General features: G+C 35.3%; 18 protein-coding genes and 1 riboswitch. Of the genes, 3 read left to right on the forward strand and 15 right to left on the reverse strand.

Features of this window, described 5'->3' with window-relative positions; all coding sequences use genetic code 11:
• Positions 1-324: 324 nt before the first annotated feature.
• The 9 genes from D2K40_RS11790 to D2K40_RS11830 form a co-directional block, all read right to left on the reverse strand.
• Entirely contained in the window at positions 325-2,019 is a 1,695-nt protein-coding gene (locus D2K40_RS11790; RefSeq protein WP_117156184.1) for an FAD-dependent oxidoreductase, read from the reverse strand.
• Positions 2,020-2,236: 217 nt separating this feature from the next.
• Entirely contained in the window at positions 2,237-3,220 is a 984-nt protein-coding gene (locus D2K40_RS11795; protein ID WP_117156186.1) for a Gfo/Idh/MocA family protein, read from the reverse strand.
• A 103-nt stretch (positions 3,221-3,323) separates the two neighbouring features.
• Positions 3,324-5,252 (reverse strand): ATP-dependent DNA helicase, encoded by a 1,929-nt coding sequence (locus tag D2K40_RS11800; RefSeq protein ID WP_117156188.1) that lies wholly within the window; start codon positions 5,250-5,252, stop codon positions 3,324-3,326.
• A 118-nt stretch (positions 5,253-5,370) separates the two neighbouring features.
• Entirely contained in the window at positions 5,371-6,813 is a 1,443-nt protein-coding gene (locus D2K40_RS11805; RefSeq protein ID WP_117156190.1) for a DEAD/DEAH box helicase, read from the reverse strand.
• A 785-nt stretch (positions 6,814-7,598) separates the two neighbouring features.
• The gene (locus D2K40_RS11810; protein WP_117156192.1) at positions 7,599-8,456 is read right to left on the reverse strand and encodes an aldose epimerase family protein; all 858 of its coding nucleotides are present in this window, start codon (positions 8,454-8,456) and stop codon (positions 7,599-7,601) included.
• 246 nt (positions 8,457-8,702) lie between these two features.
• Positions 8,703-10,007 (reverse strand): hemolysin family protein, encoded by a 1,305-nt coding sequence (locus D2K40_RS11815; RefSeq protein WP_117156194.1) that lies wholly within the window; start codon positions 10,005-10,007, stop codon positions 8,703-8,705.
• A 263-nt stretch (positions 10,008-10,270) separates the two neighbouring features.
• Positions 10,271-11,374 (reverse strand): methionine biosynthesis PLP-dependent protein, encoded by a 1,104-nt coding sequence (locus tag D2K40_RS11820; RefSeq protein ID WP_117156197.1) that lies wholly within the window; start codon positions 11,372-11,374, stop codon positions 10,271-10,273.
• Positions 11,375-11,450: 76 nt separating this feature from the next.
• Positions 11,451-11,562: riboswitch (SAM riboswitch) on the reverse strand.
• A gap of 105 nt (positions 11,563-11,667) precedes the next feature.
• Positions 11,668-12,921 carry an SH3 domain-containing protein gene (locus D2K40_RS11825; protein WP_162879204.1) on the reverse strand — a complete coding sequence of 418 codons (1,254 nt, stop codon included), beginning with the start codon at positions 12,919-12,921 and terminating at the stop codon, positions 11,668-11,670.
• A gap of 102 nt (positions 12,922-13,023) precedes the next feature.
• Positions 13,024-14,547, reverse strand: a complete 1,524-nt coding sequence (locus D2K40_RS11830) for an AbgT family transporter (RefSeq protein WP_117156201.1) — start codon at positions 14,545-14,547, stop codon at positions 13,024-13,026.
• Positions 14,548-14,795: 248 nt separating this feature from the next.
• Between D2K40_RS11830 and D2K40_RS11835 the strand changes: the two genes are divergently transcribed.
• A complete protein-coding gene (locus tag D2K40_RS11835) occupies positions 14,796-15,731 on the forward strand; it encodes an NADP-dependent oxidoreductase (protein ID WP_117156203.1) in 936 nt (311 codons plus the stop codon).
• Positions 15,732-15,806: 75 nt separating this feature from the next.
• Here D2K40_RS11835 and D2K40_RS11840 read toward each other — a convergent pair whose 3' ends face one another.
• Together D2K40_RS11840 and trxB are read right to left on the reverse strand one after the other, a co-directional pair.
• Entirely contained in the window at positions 15,807-16,667 is an 861-nt protein-coding gene (locus D2K40_RS11840) for an ROK family protein (protein WP_117156205.1), read from the reverse strand.
• Between the two features lie 345 nt (positions 16,668-17,012).
• Entirely contained in the window at positions 17,013-17,960 is a 948-nt protein-coding gene (gene trxB, locus D2K40_RS11845) for a thioredoxin-disulfide reductase (RefSeq protein ID WP_117156207.1), read from the reverse strand.
• Positions 17,961-18,240: 280 nt separating this feature from the next.
• On the opposite strand from trxB, the gene trhA reads away from it, so the two are divergent.
• Positions 18,241-18,888 (forward strand): PAQR family membrane homeostasis protein TrhA, encoded by a 648-nt coding sequence (gene trhA / locus D2K40_RS11850; RefSeq protein WP_117156209.1) that lies wholly within the window; start codon positions 18,241-18,243, stop codon positions 18,886-18,888.
• A 749-nt stretch (positions 18,889-19,637) separates the two neighbouring features.
• Here trhA and glgD read toward each other — a convergent pair.
• The 3 genes from glgD to D2K40_RS11865 all read right to left on the reverse strand — a co-directional run bounded on the left by glgD (position 19,638) and on the right by D2K40_RS11865 (position 23,381).
• Positions 19,638-20,735, reverse strand: a complete 1,098-nt coding sequence (gene glgD, locus D2K40_RS11855) for a glucose-1-phosphate adenylyltransferase subunit GlgD (protein WP_117156211.1) — start codon at positions 20,733-20,735, stop codon at positions 19,638-19,640.
• Entirely contained in the window at positions 20,732-21,907 is a 1,176-nt protein-coding gene (locus D2K40_RS11860; protein ID WP_117156213.1) for a glucose-1-phosphate adenylyltransferase, read from the reverse strand. Before D2K40_RS11860 ends, glgD begins: the two co-directional genes overlap by 4 nt.
• A gap of 346 nt (positions 21,908-22,253) precedes the next feature.
• Positions 22,254-23,381: a DEAD/DEAH box helicase gene (locus tag D2K40_RS11865; protein ID WP_117156215.1), complete on the reverse strand. Its 1,128-nt coding sequence runs from the start codon at positions 23,379-23,381 to the stop codon at positions 22,254-22,256.
• Between the two features lie 156 nt (positions 23,382-23,537).
• On the opposite strand from D2K40_RS11865, the gene D2K40_RS11870 reads away from it, so the two are divergent.
• Positions 23,538-24,977 (forward strand): amidase family protein, encoded by a 1,440-nt coding sequence (locus tag D2K40_RS11870; protein ID WP_117156216.1) that lies wholly within the window; start codon positions 23,538-23,540, stop codon positions 24,975-24,977.
• Between the two features lie 175 nt (positions 24,978-25,152).
• On the opposite strand, the gene D2K40_RS11875 is transcribed toward D2K40_RS11870, so the two are convergent.
• Entirely contained in the window at positions 25,153-26,142 is a 990-nt protein-coding gene (locus tag D2K40_RS11875) for an aldo/keto reductase (protein WP_117156218.1), read from the reverse strand.
• Positions 26,143-26,239: the final 97 nt, after the last annotated feature.

Consider the following 26,239-nt stretch of genomic DNA (forward strand, 5'->3'; position numbering starts at 1 on the left):
GGGATTTTGTGTCCGGCTTCCTTCAGATTCTATCTCACGATAGACACCCTTGCCTTTCACTAACAGTTCCTACTGCCAAGTCTGTGGTGGACTTTCACCACCTAGTTATAACTCATGCCGGGCGCACGATCCACTTGGTAAAGTGGTCTTCTTTACCAAGTTAGCTGAGGCCGTGCCCGTGGAAAGGGAAAGCCTTTGATTCCGTAGCGGGATAACGAGTAGTTACGACGGAGTTTATATAAATTGTGTCATAAACAACACTCATTTAGGAAAAAGCGTTATTAAAAAAGAGGAAGTCGCAAAGTTTGCGACTTCCTCTTTATCTTATTTGAAATTATATTTTGTAACGATTGGATTTCGTTCTTTCACTTGATCAGTGAAGTATTCATATAAAGAAACACCTAAGAATGATCCAGATACATTATAAACATTGTCATATCCCATATTATTTAGTGATGCAACAACATTATAACTTCTTTGTCCAGAACGACAGTGGATATAAACAGGACGGTCTGTTGGAATTTCCTCTAGACGATTTCTAAATTCACTTAATGGTACGTTTTTCGCATTAACTAAATGACCTGCTTCATATTCTTTTCTTTCACGTGCATCAATGATATAAGCATCGCTCTCTACTAAATCCCGTATATCTGAAACCTTCACTTGTTTCACCTGTCCATTTAATATGTTCAATCCAACTAATCCTGCAAAATTCACTACATCTTTAGCTGTTCCATAAACAGGAGAATAAACTAATTCTAACTCTTTTAAGTCCTCTAAAGTACCATTCATCATGATCATGGTTGCAATTACGTCAATTCGTTTATCAACATTTCCTTTACCAATAGCTTGGGCTCCAAGGATTTTGCCAGTTGGAACTTCAAATAACAATTTAAAATGCATTACATTGCTTCCAGGCATGATACCAACTTTGTCTGTTGGGATGACATAGACATAATCATAATCAATATTAGCGGCTTTTGCTGTTTTTTCATTAATACCAGTTGAGGCTGCATTCAAGTCAAAAACTTTTATCGCAGATGAGCCAATTACACCTGTGTTACGATGTGGTATACCATAGATATGATCTGCTGCTGCTCTTGCTTGACGTTGTGCAGGTCCAGCTAACGCAAGACGCGTTTTTTGACCTGTGATCTTGTGGTGCACCTCGATTGCATCTCCAACAGCATAAATATCTTTATCATTAGTTGCGTAGTTATGGTTCACTTTAATACCGCCGGTAACACCAATTTCTAGCCCAGCATCTTTAGCTAAGGCTGTTTCTGGACGAACCCCAATTGCCATTACCACAGCTTGCGCTCCAACCTTTTTACCAGATTGTAAAACAATTGCGTTTTCTTCTACTTTATCAATTCCATCACTTAGAACAAGGTTAATCCCCTTATCCATCATTTCTTTGTGTAGAATTTGCACCATATCATTGTCAAATGGTGCCATTACTTGATCTTGTGCTTCTACTAAAGATACTTTTTTACCAGCGTGTGCAAGGTTTTCTGCAACTTCAATACCAATAAAGCCGCCACCAATAACAGCAATTTCTTCAATATGCTCTTTTTGCACGTGCGTATTTAGCTTTTCAATATCTACAACGTTCCGAACAGTGAACACATGATCACTATTTACGCCTTCTAGTGGTGGCACAATAGGATTTGCTCCTGGTGAAAGGACCAATTTATCATATGCTTCTTCATATTCTTCTCCTGACTGTACGTTCTTTACAGTAATCGTATTTTTATCACGATTAATTTTCACAACTTCACTATTTGTTCTAGCTTCAATTTTATATTGATCATCAAATTTTTCTGGGTTCATTAATACTAAGCGATTACTATCTGCAATATCCCCACTTAGGTGATATGGTAAAGCACAGTTTGAAAATGATACGTGTGGACCTCTTTCAAACATTACAATTTCAGCATCTTCATCTAAACGTCGGATACGAGCAGCTACAGAAGCACCTCCCGCAACACCACCAACAATTAATATACGTTTACTCATTTGATTGTCCTCCTTATATTCTGCTTCATATGTTTATATCTTATAGTGCACATTTTAAAAGAAATCATTACCTATAAATCATCTTTATCACTTATATATAATACCATTAGGGGTACAGGTTTACAACCATCAGAATAAGATGCCATAAAATCGTCATATTTGTCACAACAAAAAAGGTTTTACCCTTTACATTGGTAAAACCTCTTTAAAAGTATTGTCACTCAAAAGAGTAACGCAATCCCCATTGTTCACGAATTTTGTCCATTAATTTCATAATTTCCAATGATTGATCTAGTGGCATAATGTTACTCTCTAAATTGCCTTCTTGCATTAAACGTCCCACTTCTTCAGCTTCAAATTTATAACCAATCGAGGAACGATCATCAACAAATGTTTTTACATCTTTATTTTCGACATGTAAAAATGCCTCTCTTGATTTTAAAAATGATGGTATTCGAATATATCCCTTTGTGCCATGAATAACAGCTTCATTTGTTAAATTTAATCGAATTGCACCATTTAAACTAGCAACCTTACCATTTTGATATTCTAGTAACAACGAAAATTGCTCATCTACACCAGTTTCTCCGATTGTAACTGTACTCATAATTTTTTCTGGATTAGCACCCAAAATCATCGCCGCAAAAGAGACCGGGTATATACCAGCATCTAGTAGTGCTCCACCACCAAGCTTTGGATTTAATAGACGCGATTCTGGATCCCATGGTGCACGAAAACCAAAATCAGCTTTAATTAATTGAACTTCTCCAATCTCTCCAGTTTCAATCCAATCTCTTACCTTTTGTATTGAAGGCAAAAAGCGTGACCACATTGCTTCCATTAGAAATAACTTCTTCTTTCGGGCAAACACTATTAATTCTTCTAGTTCCAGAGCATTTACCGTAAATGGTTTTTCGCACAATACACCTTTACCTGCCCGCAAACAAGTAAGTACATTTTCCTTGTGATAAGGATGCGGTGTTGCAACATATATTACATCAACTTCTTTATCTTCGACTAATTCTTGATAACTCCCATATGCTTTAGTTGCACCGTGTTCTTTTGCAAATTGCTCAGCATTTGCCAAGTTCCTTGATCCAACTGCATACAACAGACCATTATCAGCATGCACTAAATCTTTTGCAAATGTTGATGCAATACCTCCTGTTGCTAACACACCCCACTTTATTTTTTCACCCATCTAGCACGGCCTCCTTTTATGCTTTCTTACTTATTAGTTTATCAGATTAAAAAAGGGTGAGCCATTCAGTGACGGCTTCACCTATTTTTCTTCAAAGTCAATTTCAACCTAGCTTAACTGGTAATACTTGTTTTATTGTTTCAAGGTTTTCTTGCTTTTCTTCCTCTGTCATAAAAATTTGGATGATTCCCTGATCTTCTTTTCCTCTTATTAATCGGCCAATTCCTTGTCTTAGTCTAAGTAACATGTACGGATGGTCTACTTCTTTTAAAGCATTGGAAGCATGATTACGTTTAGCTTGAAACACAGGATCTTGAGGAGGAAATGGTAAGGATGCTATAATCACTTGACTTAACGCCTCTCCTGGAACGTCCAAACCTTCCCAGAGGTTATAGGAACAAAGAACTGAATTAATATTCGTCTGAAAGGATTGAACCGATTCACTTATTTCACGGTCCCCTTCATAAATAATCGAAAAATCCCAATCCTGCTTATCTGCCCAATCGCGAAATTCATTCATTTCTAATGCAGATGCAAATAGCACCAATGATTTACCTTGATTTTCATTTAATGCCTCACCTATTTTTATCCACTTTTCATCAATCTGATCTTTTGAAACAAATTGTCCGTGAATCTTCATTTGTGTATCGTAATCAAATGGTGATTCAACTGCAAACGAATCAAATGATGAAATTCCTAGGCTTTTTGCAAAATAAGAAAAGTCTCCTGCTTGCGATAAAGTAGCTGATGAAAAAACAAATGGGATTTTCTGAGAAAATACTTCTTCTGCTAAGATATCTTCTACTAGTCGTGGCATAATAACAAAGGATACATCTGATTCAGTTTCTTCTAACCAAAATATACCATGGTCATCTTTCAACAAGATAGATAAACCATAGGAGTAAAACTCCAGATATTCTTCAATAATTTTAATGTGATAAGGATCAATAGTGAATAACTCTGAATCAAACACAAGTTGTTCTAACAACTTCCCTACTTTTTGTTCTAATTGTCTAGCTAAAGTCAGCATTTCTGTTGATCGTGGAACTTCTCTACGATCAGAACCTGTAACAGCTTGAGCATTTTTGCTTAAATAAGTAAACCATTCTTCATGTAGTGTTAATATGTCTTCAACTAAATATAGGGATTCTTCACGAACATCTTGACTCATGTACCCTGTCAAAATGGAATGTAACGTCTCAGAGTTAAAACGATATGTTAATCCTTTTTGTGCAGCAAATTCCAATAAATGACCTTCATCAAAAACCACACTGCTTGCTTGTGGTAATAACGGCATCTGTCCTTCTCGTTTTCGCGATTCTTTTGTCCAAATATGTTCCATGTAAAAATCATGTGAACAGATTATTAAGTCCTGTGCATGTCGGTAATAGTCACGATTTAACGTTTGTGCACTACGATGTCGCCAATCACATGTAGAACATTGCTGTAATGGATCCCAGCCAATCTGCTTCCATTTTTCATTAGACACCCACGGATATTCTTTACGATCACCATACCGCTCAAATGACTGCATAGAAGTTCCTTGGTCAAAAACGAAATCAGGGATTTGCTCATGAACTTTTAAGATATCTTCATCATCTGTTTGGTTTGCCAAAGGGTCTAACTTCTTCATACATACATATTGTTCACGGGCTTTAGCTAAACGAACATCAACCTTCAAACCTAAAGCTTTTTCTAGTTTTTCAATATCTCCATCTTTCTTAACTAACTGTTCAATTAATGTTTCATCTGCACATGAAATAATGGCAGGTTTCCTCATATAACGCGCATAACAAATTGCATATATTAAATAGACGAATGTCTTACCAGTCCCTACACCTGCTTCAGCAAAAACAGTGCTTTTATTTTTAAATGCTTTCTCGATTTGATAAGCCATATAAATTTGTTCATCTCTTAATTCATAGCCTTGCTCTGGTAAAATGTCGTAAAATACATCGCCAATATAATCACCTAAACGGTCAAAGAAGTTTTCTTGTTTCGAAATTGTAAATGGAATTGATTGTTGTTTCAATTAATTTTTCCCCTTCATATATCATATATACTTTTTAGCACAGCATCCCCTATCATATCAGATAACATAAGAATTTGCTCACCAATTAGTAGCAGCATTCCCCAGAAAAGGATTTCTACTATTTTTTTGCTTCATGTACTTTTAATTGCTTGCCCTTTACTGTTGTGTGCTTCATCTCTTTTAATACAAGTGGACCTTTTCCATTTAAAATTTCAACATAGGATAGGTTCTGTTCTATTGTTATGATCCCGATATCTTCAGATTCCACACCATCGATTCTAGATATTGTCCCAACAAAATCAACTGCACGTATTTTCTTTTTCTTTCCACCATTAAAATAGAGTTTCATAATAGATTGATTTAATTGTGCGCTCTTATCGATTTTTAAGTCAGGTTCCGCTTCTATTTTTTGTTTAAAAGCAGTTCTCATCTTATCTACTTCTGTTTTTATTGGTGGATTAATTTTTTTAAGTGTAAAATCAATATATTCCTCAATATCACTTAAAAACTTCTCCTCATAAGGCGTTATCAGTGTAATTGCTTTTCCTTTTTTACCTGCTCGTCCTGTACGTCCAATTCGGTGCACATAGCTTTCCTTTTCCATGGGGATATCATAGTTCAATACTAGTGAAACATTTTCAACATCTATTCCTCTCGCTGCGACATCTGTTGCAACTAAATAACGAAATTCACCTCTTTTAAAAGCTTTCATAACAGAAAAGCGGTCATCCTGATCTAGTCCTCCATGAATTTTATCGCATGGATAATTCAATTTTTTTAATTGTTTGGTTACATAGTCAACCTGTTCTTGGGTACGACAAAAAATAAGACAACTATCTGGATTTTCAGTGATTGTAATGTCTTGTAAAACTGCAAATTTTTCTTGTTTTGAAACTTCTATTAGATATTGCTCAATCCTATCTGATACATTGTCTTTAGCTTTTATCTCAATATGTGTTGGCTCACTCATATATTGATGACAAAGATTTTCAACATCCTTTGGCAATGTTGCTGAATAAACACTTGTCACCCGTTTTTTCGGAAGTGTCTCAATAATTTCTTCTACTTGATCTATAAAACCCATATTGAGCATTTCATCTGCTTCATCAACGACTAAATACGTAATCTCGTCAACTATCAGTGTTCCTTTAGAGATATGATCCATTACACGTCCAGGTGTGCCTACAACTATATGTGATTTTTGTTTCAATTCTAATTTTTGCTTATTAAATGGTTGTTTCCCATAAATTGCTGTTGCTTTAATGCGCTTGAAACGGCCGATATTTGTAATATCTTCTTTTATCTGTTGCGCCAGTTCTCGGGTTGGTGTGAGTATAAGTGCTTGTGGTTTATTTTCAAGCCATTCAACTTTTTCACAGAGAGGTATTGCAAAAGCAGCTGTCTTCCCACTACCTGTCTGCGACTTCACTACAAGGTCTCTATTTTGTAAAGCATTTGGAATGACTTTTTGTTGTACTTCGGTTGGTTCACTGTAATGTAAATCATTAAGTGCACGAAGAATTTCATTGCTGAGGTTGTAGTCTTTAAAGTGTGTATGCATTAGTTAGCTCCATTCTTGGATAATGTTTCTTCATTATAGTATAGCATGGCAAGAGGAAGTAACATTATGAAAAAAATTGCGTTTAATTGCTCTTTTTATTGTTTAGCTCATTTCTTTTCCATGCCACGTTGTCTTTTCTTATCTTCGTCCTTTAATTGATCAATATATTCCTGCGATATAGATTGACACAGCATTTTTAACTCAGTTGCTGCACATATTTTATCAACTGCGAAATGTTTACGATAACTTTTCAGTATATTCTTTCCTTCATATTTCGGAATCCAATGTTAGCAGCCTCTAATCGTTACGATCTTTTCATACGTTTATGGCAAGGAGTATTTGTCTTTTTTCTTTTTTCTTTTGACATACTATCAACTTCGAGTTTTATAATTTAGGTTAGCACAAAAATTCTATATATTAAAGTTTTGCTTGACGACCGATATATTTGCTTGACGACCGATATATTTGCTTGACGACCGATATATTTGCTTGACGACCGATATATTTGCTTGACGACCGATATATTTGCTTGACGACCGATATATTTGCTTGACGACCGATATATTTGCTTGACGACCGATATATTTGCTTGACGACCGATATATTTGCTTGACGACCGATATATTTGCTTGACGACCGATATATTTGCGTAAAAATGGATTTGCCTTTAAAAATCAAAGGCAAATCCATTTTTACTTCTGCTGTTCAGCATACTATTTCAGACTAGATATATATTCATCCACACAAAAAAGAGTAGACCTATTAAGGACTACTCACTTGTTCTATTACAATACTTGAAATGAAACCCAAGTATCTAGTGATTTTGTTGGTTCCACCATAATTAACTCTTCTTTTCGATTCAGTTCTCCTGTTTTGGCTGTCCATGGTTCGATGCAAACGAATTCCTTGTCTTGCTCTGCCCAAAGTACTGTGTATCGAAAATCAGTTGCAGTTTCTATATGTAAATCTTTTTCTTCGATTTTAGCTTCTAATTCCTGGTGTTTATTTTCTAATACAACGGCTTCCTTTAAGCCCTCTATATCAATTTTACCAGTAAACTCTTTTATACTATCATCGTTATAATCATAATAAGTTGCTGTATCTGTTTTTAATGATAGCAACTTAGATTTTGTTTTAAAATAAGGGTGTAGTCCTGGATAAATAGGCATGTCCTTTTCGCCTAAATTACGATAAGACTGGTGAATAAAAAGCTGATTTTGCCTTAAGGTATAAGTGAAAATCACTTCAAAATCAAATGGAAATACATCTTTAGTTCCTATGCTACTTTCAAATAAGACAGAAATAGATGCTTGGTCTTCATCACTTGTTGTACCAATGACTTCCCAAGGATGAATTCGAGCTAGTCCATGATTGGGCATCTTATATGTTGTGCCTTCCCAATCATATTTACCAGATTCAAGCTGACCAGAAATCGGAAATAGAATTGGAATACCACCTCTGATATTTTGTTTTCTATCATATAAGGTCTCTTTATTTAGATACAGTTGCTCCGCTCCATCAACACCATAACCTATTATAATACCACCACGCTCAGGGCAAACCGTAATCCAAGATGACTCGTCTTCATTACTTAATTGATACATTGTAAACGATTGTTCTTCATATGTTTCAATTTTATACATAGCCACTATCCCCTTAACCATTTAGAATGATTGTATTTATCTCTATATAATGTGCGTGTTCAAAAAGAGATGCACCGCTTATCGTTTGGTTACTTTTAAACATCCTCTAAAAACAACACTTTTATCATTATACTAAAAAAAAGACAATTAGCATATGATTTATTTAACACTTGGATTCCTAAAAAAGAAAAACTCCGCATTCATCGAATAGGATGACCACGGAGCTACTCTTCCAATACTAATAGCTTACTTTTCTATTTTAACATGTACTTGTTCAATTCTCTTTTCTGAAGCTTTCTTTACTGTATAAACAGCATTTTTATAAGAAACAACGGCCGCTTCAGTTGTGTTAGGAATAGAACCAATTTCCCCCACTAAAAACCCATTTAGTGTTTCATACTCATCCACAGGCAAATCTAAACTTAATTCGTACTCAATATCATATAAATGTGTATTTCCTTCTATTAAATATTCATGTGCAGATATTCTGGTTATCTCTTCATTCTCATGGTCTGACTCCCCATTTTCACTAGAAATATCACCGACAATCTCCTCCACAATATCTTCAATCGTAATTAAACCATCTGTACCACCATATTCATCCACAATGATAGCTGAATGAACATTATGTAATTGCATGTCTCTAAAAATGGCATCAATTCGTTGTGTTTCCATAACAAAATAAGGACTACGAATAATATTTTTTAACTGAAAAGAATCCTTATCACCATCGACAAACTGAATCAGATCTTTTGCATGTAATACTCCTATAACATTATCGATATTCTCCTGATAAACCGGAAAACGTGTATACCTTTTTTCATTAACAATTTCAACAACCTCTTTTAATGACGTATCAATTGGAATAGCTGTAATTTCAGTTCGATGTGTCATAATATCAGATACTTCTTTATCATTGAACTCAAAAATATTGTTAATCATTACTTTTTCGTCTGAATGTATATTTCCTCTTTCTCCACCTATATCAACCATCATGCGAATTTCTTCTTCTGTTGCTTCATCATTCGCTGCATTAGGGTCAACACCAAATAAACGAACAAGTGTGTTAGTAGAAAAATTTAAAAGTTTAACAATTGGAATACTAATTTTGAATAGAATAGTTAATGGCTTTACAGCTAGATTCGAAACTGCCTCCGGTTTTTGTAAAGCCAGTTGTTTTGGAACTAACTCTCCAATTACCAATGTAAAATAGGACAACAAAAGCGTAATAACAATAACTGCTATTGTATTAAGTAAACCAAGTGAAATGGGTACACCTAAGTCATATAGTGATTCAGCAAGTGGTGTAGCAAACGAATCTGCTGCAAATGCACTTGCTAAAAATCCAGCGAGTGTTATCCCAATTTGAATAGTAGCCAAAAATCGGCCTGGTTCAGCTAATAACTTATCGAGCAAAATTGCTTTCTTATCCCCGCGCTCGGCCAATCTTTTTACTTTATTATCGTTTAAAGAAACAAGCGCTATTTCAGATGCTGCAAAGAACGCATTTATTAGAATTAATAATACTAAAATAAAGATTGCAATTACCAATACAAACAACTCCTAATTATAAATATGTAGATTATTATACCTTATACCCTTTATAATACACATCATTACATATTATTATCAACTTTTTAACAAAAAAAGAACGGTAGAAATGACCGCTCTCGTAGTTTTTGATCTTCTTCTATTGATTTATTCCCATGATGTGTAGAGTTGACACTCCCACAGCTAAAGTAATTGGATTCTAAAATGCTATTGCGTTCGCAATCCATTTCTGTTATTAAAATTCTGTAAAACCACATTGTTATTTAACTTAGTTCACCTAAGCTATGATTCAAATCATTGATTAAATCTTCTACATCTTCGACTCCTACCGAAAAACGTAATAGACGATCATCAATTCCTCTTTTCACACGTTCTTGCTCTGGAATATCAGCATGTGTTTGGGTTGCTGGATACGTAATAAAGCTTTCAACCCCACCAAGGCTTTCTGCAAAAGTAATCAGCTGCAGATTCCCCAAAAATGGTTCAATCCAGGTACTTTTCCGAAGACGAAAAGAGAGCATTCCACCTTTTCCAGCATACAATACATCCGCAATTCGAGGATCTTTTGCAAGAAATTCTGCAATTTCTCTAGCATTTTCCTGGTGTTGTTTCACTCGTAAACCCAACGTCTTCATACCTCTAATTAACAACCACGAATCCATTGGTGACAATACAGCACCACCGCCATTATGAAGTGTCGCTATCCTCTCACAAAGATCTCCTCCTTTGGCCACAATAAGCCCTGCAAGCACATCATTGTGACCACCAATATATTTGGTTGCACTATGAATTACAATGTCAGCGCCAAGTTCAATTGGTCGCTGTAGCACTGGCGTTAAGAATGTATTATCAACAATCAATAGCAGGTTATATCTTTTTGCTAAAGCCGCATAGAGAGCAATATCAATTTCTTGCATCAATGGATTTGTTGGTGTTTCAATAAATAGTGCTTTCGTATGCGGCGTAATACATCTTTCCACTTGTTCTACTTTTAAAAAAGGCGAATAAATCGTATTAATCTTGTATGCATCTTGATAATGCCTCAACAGACGATAAGTTCCTCCGTAAACATCTTCTGGAACAATTAACTCATCTCCCGTTTCAAATAATGAAAGGACAAGCTGGATAGCAGCCATGCCAGAGCTACAAGCAAAACCAGCATCACTTGACTCTAAGTTAGCAATTCCTTCTTCCAAAATAGCTCGTGTTGGATTTTTAGTTCGTGTATAATCATATCCAGTTGATTTCCCTAATCCTTCATGTTGATAAGCAGTTGATAAATAAATTGGCGGGTTAACCGCTCCAGTTACAGAATCACTACGATTTCCTAATTGTACTAATTTTGTCTGTAATTTATTTCCTTCCATAACAGCCCTACCTCCTTCCTATGTACGAAAAAAAGACCTTCTAAGAAGAAGGCCTTTTAAAATTTAAAAGTCAGTCTCCTTATCTTCTAGACTAAAAATAGTCTATTTGGAATTAGCACCGGGCCTAATGAATTAGACTGGTTGCTGAGACTTCACAGGGCCAACCCCTCCGTCTCTCTTGATAAGAATATAAATATGTAATTTTCTGAATAATTTAACTTGTTGTAAGTTTAATACATAGTAAAAAATAATGCAACATCTTTTACGAAAAGAGCCATTTTATATTTTTAAATTTAATATTGCCCTAATTGACTAACCGGTGTTTGTACAATCACTGGGTTTTTCGAAGGGTCTAGCCACTTCAGAATAGAAACTACATTACCCTTCGAAACGCCAGTACACCCTAATGTATGCCCACTTGAAATATGAAAAAAGATTGCACTACCAGAACCAGGTACACGACTAGAATTATAATTAATCACAAAACCATACGTGTATGCGTTTATGTCCATATTTTCTGCACTATCCCATTGTCCCTCTGTTGCTTTTCGTGATTGCCATGTATTATAAAGACTTGAATTAGGATCATCTACCCAAACATCATCAGCAGTTATTTGGCGAAAAGATAACTTTGTTCCTGGATTTCCAGTACGACCAAATGCTGTTCCAATTGAATATTTTCCAGTTGGGCTTTTTCCATCGCCTTCTACTTTATTATTCGAAAACCCATTTTTACCAATGTGCCCTGAAACAGAAAGTACTTGATCCCATTCACCATCACTATTTCGTTCAAATGTTTGTATCTTTGCACTGCTTGTATTAAAACCATTTGCTGTTACCAAAATCAGTTGATTATTACTATCCACTGTTTGTAACTTATCTGCATCACTTTGTGGCTTTTTTTCTTCTTTCGGTTTCTCGAATTTTGTTTCATTTTTGACTTCTGAATTATTGTCATTAGATGCTTTTTCTTCTGTTAGTTCCTCTATGTCACTTCCTTCTTTCTGTTTATTTTTTATTACTGCTACTTTTTGTTCTTTATTTTCTAAGGTTTTTGCCCGTTTAGCATCTAAATATTTACCATTTACGAATCCGATAAAGTCTCCTGTTTTCACTTGTAACCAACCATTTTGACCATTTCCTTTTTCTGCTTCAACCTTCTGATTTTGTACAACTATACCAGTTACCTCATAATCAACACTTGGTCCCTTTCTCACATTAAGTGATGATACATTTACATATTTATTAATATATGTATCAACCTCGTATTCAAGAGTTTCTAATTCTCTATTTCCTACTTTATAATTTGTCTTACTATCTACTTGTTCGACTTCCTCCCTTAACATCAATTGATTTGACTTCAGATTTAATGAAGGTTTTGTTTTCAAAAAAATGCTCTTTGTCTTTTTATCGAACGACAATTTTATTTCCGTACCTGACTCTTTTACACACAGTTCACCAATGTTCAGGCTGATACTTAAAATAGTAATAGTTCCAATAAAGACCAATAACAACATTGTTACTATAGTGACAGTTTGTTTGGACAAAAAACAGCCTCCCTTAAAAGATTCCATATAATTATATATATTTAAATAATTTATAAAAAAACCACTTGTAAACATTTTACGTTTACAAGTGGTTTAATCTTCTTAATAAGAATAATGGATTGGTGAACCTGGGCCAAGATCAAACCCAAATACGATCCAAACAATTAGCATAATTGTCCATGCTATGAAGAAAAAGATTGAATAGGGGAACATGGTAGAAATTAACGTACCAATCCCCATTCTGTTATCATACTTTTTAGCAAATGCAATAATCATTGCAAAATAAGTCATTAATGGAGAAATAATGTTTGTTGACGAATCAGCAATTCGGTAAGCCATTTGTGTTAATTCTGGTGAATAGCCATATTGCATCATAATTGGAATAAACACCGGTGCCATCATCGCCCATTTTGCTGAAGCACTACCAATAAATAAGTTAATGATACCAGCAATAATTATAAATAGAATAATTAATGGAATTCCACCCAAATTAATACTTTGTAAGAACTCAGCACCATATACACCGATTAGCATCCCTATGTTTGATTCATTAAAATAGGCAACAAATTGACCTGCTGTAAAGGAAAGGACGATAAACATACCCATTGAAGCCATTGTATCTGAAAGTTGGCTTGCTACATCTTTATCATTTTTAATACTTTTTGTCACTTTTCCATACACAAGTCCCGGGATAAAGAAGAATAGGATAATAATTGGCACAAGCGCATCCATGAAAGGTGATTCTATTAAATCATGTCCAGCTCTAAGTGGTGCTGTTTCCGGAAAAATTAAAAATAGAATACCAACTACTCCGATTAATAAAGATAAGCCCGCATATTTTAAACCTTTTTTTTCGATTGTACTTAGTTTGTTTAGATCTTCTTTATAGTCCCCTGTATAGGTACCTAATCGTGGTTCTACCACTTTCTCTGTAACAAATGCACCGACAATTGTTAATAGAAAAACAGAAGCTATAATGAAATAATAATTCATTGCAATATTCATGTTTGCTGCATAAGCAGGATCAATAATAGCTGCCGCCTCAATTGTCATATTACCTAATAATGGTTCAAGTGCAGATAGAATTAAATTTGCACTAAATCCTGCAGATACACCCGCAAAAGCGGCTGACAAACCTGCTAATGGATGGCGACCAAGTGCAACAAAAATAACAGCACCTAGTGGAGGTAATACAACATACCCAGCATCTGTCGCTACACTAGACATGATACCTGCAAAAACTAAACCTGCTGTAATTAGACTTTTTGGTATTACTAAAACAAACCCTCGAAGTGCTGCGCCAATAAGTCCTGAACGTTCTGCCAAACCAATACCAAGCATTGTAGCTAATACCATACCTAGCGGTGCAAAGTTAATGAAATTATCAACCATCGTGGTAAAAATATAAACAATTCCATCACCATTTAATAGATTAGTAACAGTTATCATTTCACCTGGATTACCAGGATGTTCAACAGATACACCAGTTGCTGATATAACTGCAGACGCCACTAATACAAGCAATGCTAAAATAGCAAACAATGTAATTGGATGAGGTAACTTATTACCGGTTGTTTCAATAAAATCCAAGCTTTTCTGAAATAAACCCTTTCTTTTTTTAACCATCATAGTATCTCCTTTTAAAAGTTTCTTCATAATATAAAATTGCATTTTCACATGAATTTTTATTATAATTCTTTAGATTATTATTTTAAAGAAAATTACAAAAGTATTACTATTGAGAATCTTCTATCATTTGTTGGTTATTCTATTCTCAAGTGTGATTAGCTCACAAACAAATTTTTTGCATTATCCGATAAGGTTTACTAAACTGAGCCATACTTAAGAAAGAATAATTAAAGGAGAGATTACTAATGAAAGCAATCGTTATTAATGAATACGGAGATAAAGATGTTTTACAAGAACAAGAAGTTCAAAAACCGGTAATAAAAGAGAACCAAGTTTTAGTTGAAGCTCACGCTACTTCTATTAATCCAATCGATTGGAATGTACGGGCTGGCTACCTGAAAGAGATGCTCGACTTTTCTTTTCCTATTATATTAGGTTGGGATGTTGCAGGAACAATTGTTGAGGTCGGAAGTCAGGTTAAAGGCTTCAAAGTTGGTGACGAAGTGTTTGCACGTCCAGACACAACAAACCAAGGAACATATGCGGAATTTACGGCAGTGGACGAAGAGTTCTTAGCAAATAAACCACATAATATATCATTTGAAGAAGCAGCCTCAATCCCACTAGCTGGTTTAACTGCTTGGCAGTGCCTTGTTGACGTATTAAAAGTTAAAAGTGGAGAAAAAGTATTGATTCAAGCTGGATCTGGTGGTGTAGGCAGTCTAGCGATACAAATTGCAAAGCATTTAGGTGCATTCGTGGCTACAACTGCCAGTGGCAAGAATGAAGCCTATGTAAAAGAATTAGGTGCTGATCAATTCATTAACTATCAAACACAAAATTTTGAAGAAGAATTAAGTAACTTTGATGTCGTTTTGGATACGATGGGTGGAGAAATTCTAAATAGAAGCTTTAAAATATTAAAACCAGGCGGAAGACTTGTAACAATATTAGGAAGTCCTGATGAGGCCTTAGCCGAAAAATATCAAGTAACAGCATCAGGATTCTGGGTCACACCTAATGGTAAAGAACTTAATGAAATGGGAGAATTACTCGAAAAAGATATTCTCAAACCACAAGTTGGTCACGTATTTGATTTTTCAGAGGAACAAATAAAAGAAGCCCATGCATTAAGTGAAACACACCATGCTAAAGGAAAAATCGCAATTAAAATAAAGTAACAAAAATGAGAGCCCCGATACACTGATTCTATTGGGGCTTTTATTTTAGGCTTTATTTTTGAGTTAGATTTTCACTTAAATCGCTTTTTCTGCTGCTAATAGTAGACTACCTGTAATACCAGCATTATCTCCTAATCCAGGTGCTACAATATAAGTATCTAAATCTGGTGTAGTTACGTATTCATTCATTACCTTTTTAAATTCTGTTCGAATCAATGGAAAAAGCTGTTCTTGTTTCATAACCCCTCCACCTAATATAAGTACTTCAGGTCGCAGGATCATCGTATAGTTCACTAATGCTTGTGCTAAGTAATATGCTTCGATTTCCCAATAGTGATCGGACTTTTCAAGATCTTGACCTTTTATGTTAAGTCTTTTTTCAATTGCAGGACCTGCCGCAATACCCTCTAGACAATTTCCATGATAAGGACAAACCCCTTCAAAATCATCTTCCGGGTGATTCCTCACCAAAATATGTCCCATTTCAGGGTGTCCAAACCCATCTATTATTTCTCCGTTTACGACGGCACCGCCACCTATACCAGTACCAACCGTTAAATACAGACACGATTTTGAATTTTGTGCACTTCCTTTTCGGTACTCACCAAAAGCAGCGGCATTTACATCTGTTGTCCAAGCAACAGGTATGTCATACCTCCCTTTTATTGCACCGACAAAATCATAATTATTCCATCCTTTTTTTGGTGTTGAAGTGACATAGCCATATGTAGCAGATTTACGATTTACATCAATTGGTCCAAATGAACCTATACCAATTGAATCCAACTGATAATTATCAAAGAATTCAAAAATATGCTGCAATGTTTCTTCTGGTGCAGTTGTAGGAATACTAACTCTTTCAATAATTTTAAAGTCTTTGTCACTAACAGCACAAACAAATTTCGTTCCACCAGCTTCAATTCCACCGTAATACATATTACTACCTCCACTATTTTTCATATTTAATTCCGTTTTGGTATATTCTTCTTATTGGACATGCACTACTTTTACTTTACCATCATCCTTACAAAGATGAAATCCTAAGTAGCGCTGTTTGATCGAATTAGCGCTTTTATTAATCGAATTACTGGAATTTTTAATTGAAAAATTGATTTTTTTAATCGCATCCTCCCCATTGGACTAAATATTATCACAATCCTCTTGATTGAGGAGCGGGTAGTGTTTAATGAGAAGTTTATAAAACTTTTGTCGTAACCACAACCTTTTAGAAAAAGCGTATTTTAAAAAAAGCCCGACCCTTTAGGGCAGGACTTTTCAATCTTATAGATTTTGACTCCAATCTTGCACTACATTTCCCTCTAAATACTTCTCTACATCTAATGCAGCCATACAGCCAGTTCCTGCAGCAGTTATTGCTTGTCGGTACTTCTTGTCTTGCACATCCCCACAAGCATAAACACCAGGAATATTCGTTTCTGTTGTTCCAGGTACAACTTCAATATAGCCGGTCTCATCTGTTTGAATTTGATCAGCTAAAAATTCTGTGTTTGGATGATGACCAATTGCTATAAATATACCATCCGTTTGAATTGCCTCTTCTTCACCTGTTTCATTATTTTTAACGACCAAGCCTGTTACTTTGTTGTTCTCACTAACAACCTTAACTGGTGTTTTATTTAAACTCCAACTAATCTTTTCATTTTCCTGTGCTCGCTCTTGCATAATTTTGGATGCACGTAACTCATATCTACGGTGAACAATTTCTACTTCGCTAGCAAACTTACTTAAAAACCCTGCCTCTTCCATTGCAGAGTCTCCACCTCCAATAATCACTACCTTTTTATCTCGAAAGAAAAAGCCATCACAAGTTGCACAAGTACTAACACCTTTACCAATATTCTCTTTTTCACCTGGAATATTGAGCATTTTAGCTGTTGCACCGGTTGAAATAATTAATGCTTCTGTCTTCATGTCGTCCATTCCGCTTACTTTTAGTGTATAAGGTTTCTCGGAGAAATCTACTCCTGTTACCCAACCGTTTCGAAACTCAGCACCAAATTTTTCTGCTTGTTTTTTCATATTTTCAATTAATTCAGGCCCCATCACACCATCAATAAAGCCCGGAAAATTCTCTACTTCTGTTGTTAAGCTTAATTGTCCACCTGGTTCCGTACCCTCGATGACGACAGGTTTCATGTTTGCTCTCGCTAAATATATAGCCGCTGTTAAACCAGCTGGCCCTGTTCCTAAAATCACTACTTTTTCCATCATAACCACCTCAATTTAATTATACTAGAGTCAAACTATGCTGTTTATTTTATTTTTTTTAATCAAGCTGTTTTTGATACCCTTATAAAGTATACCCAGTTGATACTGTACCAATCATGATATGCTTTACTTTTATCCGATGCAACCAATTGGCATTGACAATTTGTCTTCATTTACATAGCAATACCTGATATCGTTGAGTATGACAAATGTATCTTGTTTTCTAGAAAAAAAAGTTCCATAATAAGTAATAGATTATATGAAGAAGGAGACCTTAGCCATGGCCGAAACACATAAATTTTCAAAAGGTGAAGAAATTGCAAATTCCGTAACACATGGAATTGGTGTAATTTTAAGTATTGCCGCGCTTGTATTATTAATTGTTTTTGCTTCATTAGAAGGAAATGCTTGGCACATTATAAGTTTTACATTATTCGGTGTAACAATGGTGTTACTTTATACCTCATCCACCTTACTTCATAGCCTTCCTGATGGAAAAGCAAAAGATGTTTTTGAGATATTAGATCATTCCTCTATCTATTTTTTTATTGCTGGTAGCTACACACCTTTTCTGTTTGTCGTTGTTCAAGGTGTACAAGGTTGGACATTATTCGGTATTGTATGGGGACTTGCAATTGGTGGAACTATATTTAAAATCTTTTTTGTTAAAAAATTCTTATTTATATCGACAATGCTCTATGTAGTAATGGGTTGGATGATTGTATTTACATGGGGACCACTAACGGAAAAATTAGATCCTAATGGAATTGTATTATTGGTAATAGGTGGTTTATTGTATACACTTGGTGCTATTTTTTATGTATGGCGTGGCTTTAAATTTCACCATGCGCTTTGGCATCTATTTGTACTTGCAGGAACGATCGTACACTTTTTCTGCGTATTATTGTATGTTTTGCCAGTGAATTAGTCTTTTTATACTTTTAAAAAAATTGTATCGCCCAATTGACGATACAATTTTTATTTTTGAAATTTTTTCTAAAAGATTGTTGGTTAAGACACAATTTAAATAAACTGTGCATTAAACTGCTAACTCGCTACGTCATCAATTAGTAACGTAAGTTACCGCTCCTCAAATAAAATTGGTTCCCTTTCCGCAGGCAGGGCTTTATGATGGGGCGAGTAATCGCAGCCCCACGGCTTCAGCTAACTCGGATAAGCAAATCTTTTCGGTGGGCCGAGTAACCGCAGGCCCAAAGTTCGCTTTCCGAGTGGATCTTCAGCTCGCGCTGTTCCTGCAGGACAAGGAATGCTTCAATGAACTCACATCGCACGAAGGAAATCGATCTATATTTCCGAGGAGTGTTACCAATTTTATTTGATACGCTAGATAGTTTAAAAAGTTGTTGATAATGTATTACAGACCATTTGATGCGGCAGAAAAGCTTATTAATTACAGCCTTAATTATGATCAGAACCTCTAACTAGCGAAGGAAGCAAAGGCTTGACACTCCTACGGGAACAGCACGAGCCGAAAATCCATTTTTAGAAGTGCATTTTCTTCTAAAAATTAGTTGAGGCCGTGCCCGTGGAAAGGGAAAGCCTTTGCTGACGTAGCGGGTTAGTAACTCCAGCTAATGCGGTTTTTATATCAAGTCTGAATATTTAAAAGCAACAATCTTTTACGAAAAGAGCCTATTTCTTTCTTTATCAGCGTCTTTACCCTATTTCTCTTCCAATTATTTTATGTTTTGTGACTACCTTAGGACTTGTCATCGTTCCACTTAGGCGTTCAAATGGGAGAATTGCTAATTCTTTATCAACAATTACACCATCCAACTGCGCATATTCACCAATAACTGACTTTGGAAAAACAATACTATTTTTTATTACAGCACCTTTTTCTACTCGTGTCCCTCGAAACAAGATACTATTTTCCACTTCACCTTCAATCACACATCCGTTTGCAATAATAACATTTTTCACCTTTGATGTTTCACCATACTTTGTTGGTGGTTCATCCTTTAATTTAGAGTAAATCTCATTTGGACTAAACAGTGCGTGCGCTAAAAAACAGGATTCTAATAATTGCATATTGGACTGATAATACGAAGCTACACTATCAATCTTTTGTACATAACCATCAAACTTGAACGCGTTCATACTATATTTATCAGCACTCTCCATTAATATCTCTAACAAATTAACAGATTGGTGTGCATGTTTTTTTATTAATTGAATTAATAAATCTTTTCTCAGTACAAATATATCTAAAGATCCATGCGGACTACCTGATGCTTTAAAGCTTGATATGTTCTGAAAATCATCCAGCAAAATATTCGACAATGAAAGGTCATCATTCTCTTTCTGTTTATATAATACTGTAATATCTGAACCTGAATGAATATGATGTTTTATTAAGCCTTTAAAGTCAATATTCATGATTAAACTTCCAAAAGATAATAAGACATATGTTTGATTACTTTTCTCTAAATAATCTAAGTGTTGATTCAATATAGAAATGTCACCTTGATTATTATTTGCTAATGCATTCTGAGGAAAAATAAATAAACCATCTTGCTTATACTCGAGATCCCAGTCTTTCCCTGAACCCAGGTGATCAAGGAGTGAACGATAATTGGGAGGGGCAAAAACTGCAATATTTCTTATATTTGCTTGAACCATATTAGATAAAATAAAATCAATGATACGATACCGCCCTGCATACGGAATAGATGCTTGACAGCGGTGCGATCCTAAAGCCTGCAAGTTTGGGTTTTCTTGTGTAACATTGATGATCCCTAATACATCTTTCATAGACGATTTACTCCCCCTTGATTCGCATATAACTGGACAGACTTTTTATAACTTGAGCCTTGATCCACTAATTCAATTGGGCCATCTTCACTCCCAATAATCATTCCATCTGGTATAATTTCTCCTTCTCCTATGACCGCTCGCTGAATCCTTACGTTTTTACCGATTTTGGCTGTCGGCATAATGACTGCATCTTTAATTAACGATCCTTCACCAATCTCAACACCATAAAACACTACAGAATGATCCACTTCTCCCAGAACGATACATCCTTCATTAATCATCGAATCTTTCACTATAGCATGATCTCCTATAAATTGTGGTGGCAAATTAAGGTTTACTGATCGTAAACGCCTTTTCTGATCTTTTAAGTCCAATGAACAATCGTCGTTTAACAAATCTAAATTTGCCTCCCACAAACTATCAATTGTCCCAACATCTTTCCAATAACCAGAAAATTGATATGCAAAAAGGGAACAATCATCATTTAGCATGGCAGGAATAATATCTTTTCCAAAGTCTGAACCTGATAGCTCAGATTTTTCATCTTCAATTAAGTATTTCTTAAGTTTTTTCCAATTAAAAATATAGACACCCATGGATGCAAGGTTATTTTGGGGATAATCGGGTTTTTCCTCGAATTCAAGAATCTGATCATTTTCATCTGTATTCATTATGCCGAACCGGTGTGCTTCATCCCAAGGTACTTCTATAACGGAAATTGTTACATCAGCATTATTTTGCTTATGTTCTTCAAGCATTTCTTGATAATCCATGTTATAAATATGATCACCAGATATAACAAGCACATATTCTGGCTGATATCGTTCAATAAATGTAATATTTTCATAAATAGCATTAGCCGTTCCTTTATACCAGCGGCCACCTTGCTGTTGTACGTATGGAGGTAATATATGGAGCCCACCATTTTTACGATTCAAATCCCACGCTGCTCCTACACCTAAATACGCATTTAAGAGTAGTGGCTCATATTGTGTTAATACACCAACTGTATCAATGTCTGAATTGGTACAATTACTTAATGTAAAGTCAATAATACGATATTTACCCCCAAAAGGAACTGCTGGTTTGGCAACACTTTTTGTTAGGCTTTTTAACCTTTTTCCCTCCCCACCTGCTAAAAGCATTGCCACTATTTCTTTACGCGTCATCCAATTTCCCCTCTCTGCTGTTTATTTTCAGTTTGATGGATTTAAAGTAACGATCCTCCAAACTTTTTATCAATAATAATTTAGCTGTTTTTATTCGTTCTAAATAAATTGATTTTTAATTCTATGTTTGAATTATAAAAAATTGCATAAAAAACAAAAAAAGTAACCTAATATTTATTAAATAGATAAAAAATACTAGAATTCCGTAACCTGCACGGTTACTAACCTTATGATGCTTTTCTTAATTAAAATCTTGTACAAGGTTACATCTTCAAATAGACAGCGCTTACATAATGGTAGATTCTAAAAAAAAATTCCCCTATAGTTAGGAGAATTTTTTACCATTTTATTTTTTATTGATTAATTGACCTTTCCTCAAAACCTGCTCGTTTAATTCGATATTTAACTCACGGCCAATTAATTTCAGGTCGCGTTCTTCTGCTGGTGTGATAATTGAAAGTACGTTCCCTTCTTCGGTAGCACCCAATCGACCTGTTCGACCAGATCGATGGATATATTGCTTCGATTCTGCAGGTACATCCATTTGAATCACATAAGAAAGGTCGTTGATATCAAGTCCTCGAGCAGCCACATCTGTAGCAAGCAATAATTGTAGCTCTTTATTCAAAAATTGCCTAACTGCTTTTTCGCGCTCTTGCTTTTTCAAATCTCCGTGTAATGCACCAACATCCATACCTCTATACTCTAATTTCTCCGCATTCACGGATAAATTTCCGATATCTCTGAAGAAAACTAAAGCTTGAATACCATGATTTCTTATGATCTTTCGTAATACATCAATTTTATCTCTTGCTTCACAAACAATATAACTGTACGTAACATCTGGTGTTCCAGCATCTTCATTTTTCACTCGAATCGTCTTCGGTTCTCTCATAAATGACTGTGCTTCTTGTTCTAATGCTTCTGGAACTGTCGCAGAAAACAATAACATTTGCCTATCTCTTGGCACACTCTTTATAATCGAAAATAAACTGTCTTTATGTTCAGGTACAAGAAGTTGATCCGCTTCATCCAAGACAATTGTTTTTACTTCATGGACTTTCAGCTTCTTTTGTTTAATCAATTCAAGTACTCTACCAGGCGTACCTATAATAACATGCGGCTTCTTCTTTAGTTTTTCTATCTGCCGTTTAATATTTGCTCCACCAATTAATGTAACACCAGAAATTTCGCTTTCTTTCGTCCAATTTTGAAGCTCATGATGAATCTGCATCACCAATTCATGGGATGATGCTAAAATAACAACTTGTACTTGTTTCTTTGTCAAATCAATTTCTTGTAGCAATGGCAATAAGTAAGCTAATGTTTTTCCACTACCAGTTGGAGATTCTGCAATAACATCTTCCCCTTGGATAATAAGTGGTGCAGTTTTTTCTTGGACTGCTGTTGGTTTTTCAAAACCCGCGTTTTCCCACGCACTTTTCAAAAACGCTTGCATGCTATCGTCAAACATAAGTAGATATGCTCCTTTAAAAAAATTAGTATTAGTCACTGAAGTATAGCATGTTTTTCTTAAAAATTGAAAATAGGAGTGCATTAACCACAGTTCAAACACTAATATATGCTAAAATAAATACAATCTATCTACAAAGAGGAAGGGAAGGAACCAATGACATTTCAAATTGAAGAAGCAACAATTAGAGATATACAAGAGGCATTACAAGCAGGTATTGTCACCTCGAAACAACTGGTACAGCAATATATTGATCGAATTGAAGCATTAGATCAAAACGGACCAAAAATTAATGCGATCCGCCAAATCAATCCAGATGCACTTTTTTTGGCTGAAGTTTGTGACAAAGAGCGTGGAAAAGAAAAGCAAGGCCCACTATACGGTGTCCCTATTATTCTAAAAGACAACATAGATACAGCGGATAAAATGGCTACAACTGCTGGGTCTGTTGCACTCAAAGATAATTACGCTAAAAGGGATGCTTTTATAGTATCGAAATTGCGTGAAGCTGGTGCGATAATTTTAGGCACTGCTAATCTAACAGAGTTTGCTAATTTTATGGCCTATGAGATGCCGAATGGCTATAGTTCACTTGGTGGACAAGTTTTAAATCCATATAAACCTGGAGTATTTGATGTTGGTGGCTCTAGTGCAGGAACTGGCGCTGCAGTTGCTGCGAATCTTGTTACGGCTGGAATAGGTACAGAAACTTCAGGATCAATTCTTAGTCCAGCTAGTAGTAATTCACTTGTAGGTTTAAAGCCAACAGTCGGATTAGTTAGCCGTTCTGGCATCATACCAATATCACATAGCCAAGATACAGCGGGACCATTAACAAAAACAGTTGAAGATGCAGCTATCATGTTAAATGCAATTGCTGGGTATGACGAAGCTGATATCGTAACAAAAAACTGTGTAGACAACGTCCCGTCTGATTATACTGCATTTCTATTAGAAAATGGATTAAATGAAAGCCGGATTGGAATAGATAGAAGTACATTTAACGAATTATCTGCTAATGAAAAAGCAGTAATGGAAGAGTCTATTTCTACCATCGAGAAGTTAGGTGCTACAATTATCGATCCAATTGAAGTTTCAGCTCCAGAGTTGGATATGGTAGTGATGAAGCATGAATTTAAACATGATTTAAATGCCTACCTTGAAAATGTATCAGATGCTGTTCCTGTTCATAATCTGGAAGAAATTATTGCTTATAATAAGAACCATGCTGAAGTAGCCCTGCGGTATAACCAAGAGCTTTTGGAGGATTCTCAAGCTATGAGTGACGATCCAAATGACTCTACTTACTTAGAGAGTCGTGCATCAGATGTGAAATATGCGGGTGAACTTGGTATAGACACTACTATGAAGCAACATAATTTAGATGCGATTCTTTCCGTTAATAATTGGGGTGCAGCATTGCCAGCTAAGGCAGGATATCCTTCTATAACAGTACCGGCTGGTTACACAGACGAAGGGAAACCTGTTGGTGTTACGTTTAGTGCAAAGGCTTTTAGTGAACCAACATTACTTAAGTTTGGCTATGCTTATGAACAAGCAACAAAACATCGGAAACAACCTATGGTTAACAATTAGAAGTGTTTTAACATGCAAAATGCTTGGAAAGGAGTTATAACTTTCCAAGCATTTTTTTATTAAATAACGAAACGAATGTCTTCGAACACCTTCAAATCAAGATTTTTATCAAAAATAACGTAATAAATGTCCAATAAAAATATTATAATTCTCCAAAAATCTACCTTACCCTCAATCACTCAAATACTGCAATTTGCTGTGACACCTTATCGATCTCATCAAGATCATCTTTTGATAAAGTAAACTGTAATGTCCCAATATTTTCTTCAACGTGGTGTACCTTTGATGCTCCTGGAATTGCTACCACAGTCTCACCATGAAAATGAATTAACCAGTTCAGCGCTATTTGTGTTTGACTAACATTATACTTTGTTGCTTTCTCTTCCAATAAATCAATCAACGGCTGTGTTTTTGCTAATCCTTCTGGTTTGAAAAATTTCATGTACTTACGCGGTCCTTTTATATTCTTAATTAAATCAGGATTTTTATGAAACTTCCCAGATAATATTCCTTGTTCTAAAGGTGAATACGCGATAATTGTAATTCCTAACTCTTTTGCAACATCTAATGTACCGTTTTTTTCGATTCTACGATCTAGTAAACTGTACTTCACTTGGTTTGATGCTAAGAAATAACCTTCTTCCTCTAAAGTCTCATGTGCCAGTCTCATTTTACTCGCATTATAATTACTTACACCTGCTTGCTTTATTTTTCCATTCTTAAGGAGTTTAGCCATCTCTTTCATTTCATTTCTCACACTGGAAAATGAAAAAGGTTGATGAATTTGATACAAATCAATTTGTCTGCCATCTAATGCATTTGTTCGTTCACCTATTGATTTTGTTATCGATGAAGCTTTACGGAATAAAGGCCACCATTTTGTTGCAATTAGCGCATCATCGGTAATTTCACCAATGCTATTTAGCGCTTCAGCTAAAGCTTTCTCAGACTCTCCCTTGCCATATACCTCAGCTGTATCAAACCAATTAATTCCGCCTTCTAGACTTAGTTTCACAATCTTGTTTATATCTTCCTGGTCCATCTTAGCCCAAAAGCTTCCCACCATTCCTCTTCCCTTACTAAATTGCCAACAGCCTAAACCTAGTGCAGAAATTTTTGTAGATGACCGGCCTAAATTTCTCAGTTCTACAGGTGTTGCTTTCATTTACGACCATTCCCCTCTTGATTCTATTGATAAATTATTTTTAATCGCATACTTGCAGTCTAGGCTTATTTAGTTGGTTTGTAAAAAATAAGCAACT

Origin of the sequence: Paraliobacillus quinghaiensis, assembly GCF_003426025.1 — a bacterium.
In the GTDB taxonomy this organism is placed as follows: Bacteria; Bacillota; Bacilli; order Bacillales; family Amphibacillaceae; genus Paraliobacillus_A; species Paraliobacillus_A quinghaiensis.

Excerpts from the sequence above, each read along its gene's own strand:
- D2K40_RS11820 (WP_117156197.1), bottom strand. The coding sequence starts at position 11,374 with ATGGAAGGAAATAAATTACAGACAAAATTAGTACAATTAGGAAATCGT.
- trhA (WP_117156209.1), top strand. The coding sequence starts at position 18,241 with ATGGCCGAAACACATAAATTTTCAAAAGGTGAAGAAATTGCAAATTCC.
- D2K40_RS11790 (WP_117156184.1), bottom strand. The coding sequence starts at position 2,019 with ATGAGTAAACGTATATTAATTGTTGGTGGTGTTGCGGGAGGTGCTTCT.
- D2K40_RS11795 (WP_117156186.1), bottom strand. The coding sequence starts at position 3,220 with ATGGGTGAAAAAATAAAGTGGGGTGTGTTAGCAACAGGAGGTATTGCA.
- D2K40_RS11860 (WP_117156213.1), bottom strand. The coding sequence starts at position 21,907 with ATGACGCGTAAAGAAATAGTGGCAATGCTTTTAGCAGGTGGGGAGGGA.
- D2K40_RS11865 (WP_117156215.1), bottom strand. The coding sequence starts at position 23,381 with ATGTTTGACGATAGCATGCAAGCGTTTTTGAAAAGTGCGTGGGAAAAC.
- D2K40_RS11810 (WP_117156192.1), bottom strand. The coding sequence starts at position 8,456 with ATGTATAAAATTGAAACATATGAAGAACAATCGTTTACAATGTATCAA.
- D2K40_RS11830 (WP_117156201.1), bottom strand. The coding sequence starts at position 14,547 with ATGGTTAAAAAAAGAAAGGGTTTATTTCAGAAAAGCTTGGATTTTATT.
- D2K40_RS11870 (WP_117156216.1), top strand. The coding sequence starts at position 23,538 with ATGACATTTCAAATTGAAGAAGCAACAATTAGAGATATACAAGAGGCA.
- D2K40_RS11805 (WP_117156190.1), bottom strand. The coding sequence starts at position 6,813 with ATGCATACACACTTTAAAGACTACAACCTCAGCAATGAAATTCTTCGT.
- D2K40_RS11840 (WP_117156205.1), bottom strand. The coding sequence starts at position 16,667 with ATGTATTACGGTGGAATTGAAGCTGGTGGAACGAAATTTGTTTGTGCT.
- trxB (WP_117156207.1), bottom strand. The coding sequence starts at position 17,960 with ATGGAAAAAGTAGTGATTTTAGGAACAGGGCCAGCTGGTTTAACAGCG.
- glgD (WP_117156211.1), bottom strand. The coding sequence starts at position 20,735 with ATGAAAGATGTATTAGGGATCATCAATGTTACACAAGAAAACCCAAAC.
- D2K40_RS11875 (WP_117156218.1), bottom strand. The coding sequence starts at position 26,142 with ATGAAAGCAACACCTGTAGAACTGAGAAATTTAGGCCGGTCATCTACA.
- D2K40_RS11835 (WP_117156203.1), top strand. The coding sequence starts at position 14,796 with ATGAAAGCAATCGTTATTAATGAATACGGAGATAAAGATGTTTTACAA.